Annotated in this window: 10 protein-coding genes; 8 read left to right on the top strand and 2 right to left on the bottom strand. The window is 34.4% G+C overall.

The window, feature by feature from the left end; translation table 11 throughout:
* Nucleotides 1-115: 115 nt before the first annotated feature.
* Nucleotides 116-1,108 (bottom strand): IS4 family transposase, encoded by a 993-nt coding sequence (locus Q0954_RS32075; protein ID WP_299465481.1) that lies wholly within the window; start codon nt 1,106-1,108, stop codon nt 116-118.
* A 313-nt stretch (nt 1,109-1,421) separates the two neighbouring features.
* Between Q0954_RS32075 and Q0954_RS32080 the strand changes: the two genes are divergently transcribed.
* Nucleotides 1,422-2,501 (top strand): hypothetical protein, encoded by a 1,080-nt coding sequence (locus tag Q0954_RS32080; RefSeq protein ID WP_299465484.1) that lies wholly within the window; start codon nt 1,422-1,424, stop codon nt 2,499-2,501.
* 226 nt (nt 2,502-2,727) lie between these two features.
* Here Q0954_RS32080 and Q0954_RS32085 read toward each other — a convergent pair whose 3' ends face one another.
* On the bottom strand, nt 2,728-3,141 hold the full coding sequence (locus Q0954_RS32085) for a hypothetical protein (RefSeq protein WP_299465487.1): 414 nt from the start codon (nt 3,139-3,141) through the stop codon (nt 2,728-2,730).
* A 124-nt stretch (nt 3,142-3,265) separates the two neighbouring features.
* Here Q0954_RS32085 and Q0954_RS32090 point away from each other — a divergent pair, with 124 nt between their 5' ends.
* The 7 genes from Q0954_RS32090 to Q0954_RS32120 all read left to right on the top strand — a co-directional run bounded on the left by Q0954_RS32090 (nt 3,266) and on the right by Q0954_RS32120 (nt 7,159).
* A complete protein-coding gene (locus tag Q0954_RS32090; RefSeq protein WP_299465490.1) occupies nt 3,266-3,478 on the top strand; it encodes a hypothetical protein in 213 nt (70 codons plus the stop codon).
* 29 nt (nt 3,479-3,507) lie between these two features.
* Complete coding sequence (locus tag Q0954_RS32095) at nt 3,508-4,020, top strand: hypothetical protein (RefSeq protein ID WP_299465493.1); 513 nt, start codon at nt 3,508-3,510, stop codon at nt 4,018-4,020.
* A 3-nt stretch (nt 4,021-4,023) separates the two neighbouring features.
* Entirely contained in the window at nt 4,024-5,247 is a 1,224-nt protein-coding gene (locus Q0954_RS32100; RefSeq protein WP_299465495.1) for a hypothetical protein, read from the top strand.
* Between the two features lie 282 nt (nt 5,248-5,529).
* Nucleotides 5,530-5,865, top strand: coding sequence for a hypothetical protein (locus Q0954_RS32105; RefSeq protein ID WP_299465498.1), 336 nt, complete (start codon nt 5,530-5,532; stop codon nt 5,863-5,865).
* A 156-nt stretch (nt 5,866-6,021) separates the two neighbouring features.
* Nucleotides 6,022-6,324 (top strand): hypothetical protein, encoded by a 303-nt coding sequence (locus Q0954_RS32110; RefSeq protein ID WP_299465501.1) that lies wholly within the window; start codon nt 6,022-6,024, stop codon nt 6,322-6,324.
* A gap of 23 nt (nt 6,325-6,347) precedes the next feature.
* The gene (locus Q0954_RS32115) at nt 6,348-6,665 is read left to right on the top strand and encodes a hypothetical protein (protein ID WP_299465504.1); all 318 of its coding nucleotides are present in this window, start codon (nt 6,348-6,350) and stop codon (nt 6,663-6,665) included.
* Nucleotides 6,666-6,793: 128 nt separating this feature from the next.
* A complete protein-coding gene (locus Q0954_RS32120; RefSeq protein WP_299465507.1) occupies nt 6,794-7,159 on the top strand; it encodes a hypothetical protein in 366 nt (121 codons plus the stop codon).
* Nucleotides 7,160-7,193 lie beyond the last annotated feature (34 nt).

Genomic DNA, 7,193 nt, shown 5'->3' on the forward strand with positions numbered 1-7,193 from the left:
TTGTTTGTTAGGTAACTGAATATCATTTTGTATGGCTTTTATTTTTTCGTCAGTTTCTTCGATTGTTTTACGAGTACCTTCAATTTGCTTGTATACATAATCAATATCCATAAATTTAAAACCGTACACAAAAATAGGCTTTAAAAATGCTATTTAGTTTGTAAAATATATCTATCTGATTTTCAATAATATAGTTGGCAATTCTGAAACCAACCTGAAAGATAGAATAATCAGCTACTCTGTCTTTTCTGATAATTCGGCTAATTTTGATTTGTTGCCTGTTCAATCCAATGGCAAAGACTATTAAAAATGCCAAGCATACAATAATGAGGATATTGCTTATCATTTCTGGGTCTTTCACTCTTAGTTTTTGCAGGTTAAATCCACGTGATTTTATATCTCCAAAAATAGTCTCAATACTAAACCTCTTTCTATAAAAAGCCATAATATCTGGTGCGTACCCCAGATTAGATACCAAATAAATAGGGTTTTCATAGGTTCTGTGATGCCATATCAGGCAATTTACTACTCCATATCTGTGTTTGCTAAAATATGTGTCAGGTAGCCAAAAGTGATCTTGTGTACTCTCTGGATAACAGGTCCCCAAATTAAACTGTTCCCCATTTCGGGTCTCAATGAGTGCATTTTTAGCTGTTCTTAACACATACTTCCAACCTTGAGAGCAGGCTAATTCTTGTAGTTCTACTGAATCAAACTCACCATCACCAAGCAAAACTATTTCAGGGGACGAAGGAAGCAAAGCAGCCACTTGCTTTAAAATATCTACATGAAGTTCTACGCTCATATGACCTCTCTTTTGCTTACGAACCAACCAAGCAAGAGGAATAGACCGTTTGCCCTGAACCAAGGATACCATCAAAGCCATGCAACCATTGCCCACCACAGAGCCATCTATTACTATAAATAAACGAGGAACTGTACCCAAGCCAGCTAAGAAAGATACAATAAATGGAAGGAAAAAGCTCTGATAATCAGTGTATTTACTCTTTAAAAAACGCTTCACTTTTTTGACCTTACTTTCTACGTCAATGTCCTCTTCGATGCCTTCTCCTATTTTTTGTAGCGAGCTTTCCCCTTTTTTGATCACACAGTAAATGAACTTGGTGAGCTTCTCGTAACGATTCAACTCAGCTTTTCCGCGAAACTGATGAAGACTTTCTAAGTTTTTTTTATAGTTTTGTATAGCATAATGATGGGTAGTTTTAATTTTATGATTCACACCACAAAATTGCTCATCTTATGCTTTCTTTTCCAAATACATTCCCCTAAAAATTAGTGTACGGTTTTAAAATCCATAAAACTAACATCAATATCTTTCCAAAAAGGTAATGAGGTTTCTTTATCCATGGCATTTATAATTATTCTACTAAACATAATGATTTTGAAGGTATAAATAAAATATGAGCTTAGACAAAATAGATTTTTTGTGTAAAGAAGGAGAAACTTATTTTTATAGTAAAAATCACCATGAGGTTTTTGCTAAAAAAGTGTTGGGTCATGTCAAGTGCCAAGACTTTTTGATTACCAACGAATGGGAGAAAATCAGAGAAAACAGTTTGATCATTGCTTTTGATTACCCAAATTTTCACAATGACTTAGAAAACTTTGCCCAGCATAAGTCGCATGAAACTTATAGGAGGATTTTTTTTGTAAATTGGATGTTGATAGGTGATGCGATTGCCCCCACTGATTACAAAAACAAATGTTTTGCTGGGAACTTGTTTAAACAGGCATACCTCGCAATCATGGAAGGCTGGGGACCTGACAATGACTACATATGTTTTTATGCCGATAGTGCCGCGTTAGACCAATTAAGGAAAGACACAGGAAAGGCAAATGAGCAGTGGAGTTTAAGCGCACCATTTAATATAGGTTTGTACGAATTTGTTGACTGTAAAATTGACATCATAAAAGTGTTAGGGATATTCCTTAATGAATACATGGAAAAATATGACTGCTTAGTACACCTAAACCCACACGCGACAAACCACGCAAGTTCCTTTCAATCTGACGTTGATAGGCTCGATGAGCATAGCTTGAATGAGACCAAAGACAATGATTTTGCGTTCAAATTGGCCTGTTTGGAGTCGTTCTTCTTGCAAATAGGAGGATCAAATAAACTATCAAAAAGTGAAGTTTCTGAAGTGTATAAACGTTATACGAGGGAAGAAATGGCTCTTTTTGCCTCTAAATACACAGCAGAGGCCACTAGTATTGATCCGCTGTTCTTAAGAGAGCCTGTGTACTCTGGTGACAGAATAAGACTTGCTACGGTCAAACTCATGGGGTATGCTTATAACATCAATAAAAACCTCACTTTGAGCGAGTACCCTGAGTATATCGCCAAAATGAAAGAATGTATAAAAACGCCCGAAGACCTCAAAGAAATAAAACGTGCTTATCCCAAAATATATTCGTTTATGGCACAAAAAGCATACAAGTTGGGCAAGATATTGGAGAAGGATTTGTTGGGCGGGTAGGAGTTGTTTTGCCTTCTTTACTGGGTTAAGCCTTCCGCAGGGCGACTATAGCTACTGGAATTGAATCTAGAGTAATAACTTTTTGGCCACCTAAAAATGGCGTTAATATTTATCAAAGCCAAACGGAAACAGTAAGGTATACAACCATACGAGAAATAGAAAAATACATGAAAGCCAAAAATCCTGTTGTTGAAATTACTTTTGGTTCACCTAATTGGTAAACGATCTATAGTTTCTCTTTAAGTAAACTGTAAATAGAATTTAGTTGAGGAATAATATAAAGTAACTCAAGAACATCTTCTTGAGAACATCCAAACTCAACTTTATACGCATCTATAGTGTTTTCTGTATCTTCGGTAAACTCTGCAATAATTCGTTCTAAGTGTTTAATATGGTTAGTGGTAAAATCTATTTGCTGGTATAATTGCTCCTTGAAAAATTTTAAATCATCTATACTGTCACCTTCTGTAATAAACCTTTTCTTGTTAGGTGAATCAATGTATTCTTGTGCGATTTTAATTCTTTCATCTGTTTCAACAATTTGTTTTTCGATATTGATAATCTCATTTTTTAGATAATCAATATTCAAAAAATTTGGATCACAGGTTTTCCAAAAAGGTAATGAGGTTTCTTTATCCATGGCATTTATAATTACTCTACTAAATATAATGATTTTGAATATACAAATAAAACACCCGCTTTTTTAAGTCTTCCGCAGGAGACCTAAAAGCTTTGAATAAATGTAAGTCTTCTATTAATTAATCGTGCCAAGTCTCCTGCGTAAGAATTGGCATAATAGGGGTAAATCTCCTGAATTAATTGCTTTTTGGCCTCCAGAGAATGGAGCTAAAGATATTGAAGGAATGGTGTTAAGTATTAGAAAAATGTCTTTAGTTGAAATTGCCGAATATATGAGCAGTAATAACGAGGAAATTTTCAATAATCTAATGAAAAATATAACTTTTGGGAAGAATTAAAGAATTTATTTTAGTTAGATTACAATACCATGAACAAACAAGAGGAAATAAGTTCTAGTATATTTTTTAACCAAACATTTGAGTTAAGCAAACCTGAATCTGAACAGATAATGACTGAGTTACATAAGGCGTTAGAAGTAAGGGATTTATCCAGAAGAAAGCTGAAAGAGGTATTTGTAAAAGTATCAGGTTTACTTGAGCTCTTAACTTGGGTTGTGACCAGAGAGCAAACAAGCCAAGAGTGCATCTTGAAGGTAGGCCTGGGTACTCAAAACAGTTTTGTGGTTTCTGCAAATGTCGGCACTAATAGTGCAGCTCTTGACAAGCTTGCAAATGATATACAAAAAGCAAATGCTTTAAGTGAAGAAGAAGTTGATGCTTTTATAATAAGGCAACCATTAGACGTTTCAATAGAGCAGTTGATGTCTAATAAAATAGATTTTTTATCTGAGATATTATACTTAAGTGGATGTCATAAGGGTAGGTTTTTTGTAAAAGAAGTAACAGAGTATGCGCACATTTTTTATCTGTTAATCCCCTGACCTATGATTATTAAAAAGATATACTTGATTTCCCAAAAAGCTACTGACAGAACAATTAAGTTTGAAGGTGAACCGATTAGCTCCATTAGTCAGTACAGGAAATATGAGCAGTTTGTCCAGCTTATTTCAACATATACTGGTTTACCTTGCGAAATGCTAAACCTGAAGAAGCAGTGGGAAAAATTGCCTGTTGATGGCTTATATATAATTTTTTCAGAACATCACTTTATAAAAAAAATACGCAAACTAGACCAAACTTTACCTTTGGAAGCATTCAGGAAAATTTTTTTGGTGGATTTTGGAGGTGTGTTCAGTGAATTAGACTATCAAGGCTTGCCGTTGGCAGGGAGTATGCAGGGACACGATTATATGTCCTATTTTGTGCTTGAGAAAAGCATTAATTCACTTAGCGCACCAGGGTTTGTTGCAGATAGTTTTGTGGCAAACAAAAGCTTCGGCACTGTTGATAATCATAATTACTACCAGCTTCATACTTTTAAGGAAAACATTGTAAAAGAATTAGGGCAGTACTTGACAGCATATATTCACTCGTTTGAGCAAATAAAAACGAAACAATATGATATACAGGGTCTGGCTTCTGATGTAATTCATTCCAGAGCAAAAGCAGGCTTGGATGAAACACTTCAAAAGATTACAAGCCCTATGAAAAAAGTATACATAGTTTCACAAAAGCCAGCCAACCTACAAAGCAGAAAAGATGGTGAGTATGTCTCTGTATGTAAGGCACGAAAGTATGAGGCTTTGGCTGAGAGCATAGCAACCAATACCTTTGCTATGCTCGAAATAATAACACTTGATGAGGAGTGGACAAACTTCCCGTTAGATGGAATGATCATATTATTTGCTGAAGAGGGATTTGTAAAAAGATTTGCTCAACTAAAAATAGCTCACCAGACAGCATTTACGAGGAGAGTATTTATTGTGGATTTTGGCTTATCAAATGGTAAACCCTCAGACTTTGCTCATTTTACATTTGCAGGCTTTATGAACGATACTGATTATGAAATATGTTTTGTGCAAAATACTACAAAAGATTCAGCAGGTTTTTATGGAAATAGCTTTGTTCTATCACCAGAGAATTGTTCTTCAGATGGAACTAAATATAGCTTTTATTATCTGCAAGACAGTCTTCAGAATGAACTGGCAGACTACCTAAAAAACTATATAGAGGTGTTTGATAAACTTTGCGAACTTCAGGAAAAGTGATCGCACTAGTGCACTAGAATAAGGGGTATATCCGATTTTTTTCTTTTTTAAGTCTTTTATTAATTAATCGTGCCAAGTCTCCTGCGGAAGACTTGGTACAATAGGGAAGTCCTATGGTCATACAAATGTACAATAATTATGTTAACACCCTGCAACTAAAAGCTGGATCAAAAACAAACCTAAAAAAGTTTAAAACAGATTTCCCTAAAATATTTTTAATTTTAAAAGAAGAAGCTAACAATATAGGAAAAAATTTCGAACAAGATTTATTTAAATAAAACCATGGCAGAGTCCCTTTTTATAATGAAGTTTTGCACCATCCCAGATGGAATTGGAATTTTTACGACTGATCCTCCAGTAGCGCTGCTTTATTTTGACCAACAATTGGCTAGAGATAGATTTGAAGAGTCTCATAAGCATCAAAATGAGATGATGCAGTCTATGTTTGATATCAAAGACTTTGCTAAAACACGTGCCAATGACTTGTTTCCTGACGATGAACTTTTTGACAAAGAATTTGAAAAAATCGTAAGAATTTGTGCCAAAAATGACTTTCGCAAGAAGGAGATAAAAGCTACTCTAGTTTGTAAAGACATTATTATGAGAATAATTGACTAATTGGTAAGTGCTCCAAACAGCAAGCATAGAGCAAGGTTTAAACAAAAAGTATGGCAGTTTCCCTTTTTAATGATGAAGTTTTACACCTCCCCCTTTTATTTTCAACTTGCTTAAGGAAAAAGCAAGTCAAATAAATAAAAACCTAGAAAAGTAATTATGGGAATAGAAAACATACTAATGCAAGGTTTTAGTTCATTTAAGCAAGGAATTGGGATTTTTGATTCAGGATACCCAACTATTAAACTTTTTTTTAGCGTGAATCATGCGAATATATATTTGGAAAACTCAAAAGAGCTTTTGGATAAGAATGATTCAAAGTTTCAGGAGAGTCAAGAAATTTCTGAAAAAATGTTTGAGCAAATAGTGAGGCTATGTGCAGATACATCCAAGGAGCAAAAAATACTTCGTTGCTTTATAAATGAAGAGCAAAGGTTTTTGAATATGATTATATCAGATTAAGGGTATTAGAAATTACCAAAACAATGAAGACTCGTACAATTACTGAGGAAATTTTAAGCTTTCATGGTAGTGCCAATGCACCTGAGCCCGCTATTTATGTGGTAAAAATAGTGTTGCCTACTTTTTATGAACTATACCTTAACTATGATGAGCCACACCATACAGATCCAGACTATTATAAACATGGGTTGGATGGCAGAGTATGGTATCGCCTTACTGATGAAACAACAATTCAATGGACATTGCTGCTTGCTAAAATATATAGGGATAAAGTTAAAGTTAACATTACCATCAATGAAGAAACTTTTGAAGTATTAGACATACAAAAATTGGAAGGATAACCCAGCACTCGCTCTTTTAAGTCTCCTGCGGAAGACTTGGCACAACGGGGAAGAAATATGTGATTACATGAATCAAAAAGGGAAATCAATATACCCAGATATCGAATCTGTTAAGAAAAACATTACATATGGAACAAAGCAGTAACGACATAAAATATTATAACTTACTAGCTGAAATTCCTTGGGGCTGGCATCCGCACAAAGGTTTACAGCGTTTTTTTGACTTAATTGTATTTGATGAGGACATGTTGGTGTTAAGCAACGAACCAGAGAAACTTTACACAAAAGATGATTTCAACCACTATTACAATACAGCCTATGCAAACAAAAAACTCATAGCTCCCCATATTCGTTATTACCTTCCTGAATACTTGCTTATATTTTATGACACAAGTTGTATTCGTTATACTGTTCAAAAAGAAAACCACCCTTATTTGGTGAATAGTAGCAGGTTATACTTTGCGTCGTTAGGATTTGTGCAAATAAAAAAGTAAGCATTAATTGTAAAGTTCTCAAGCTAAACAATAT

The organism is uncultured Microscilla sp. (genome assembly GCF_947493425.1).
Classification (GTDB): Bacteria; Bacteroidota; Bacteroidia; order Cytophagales; family Microscillaceae; genus Microscilla.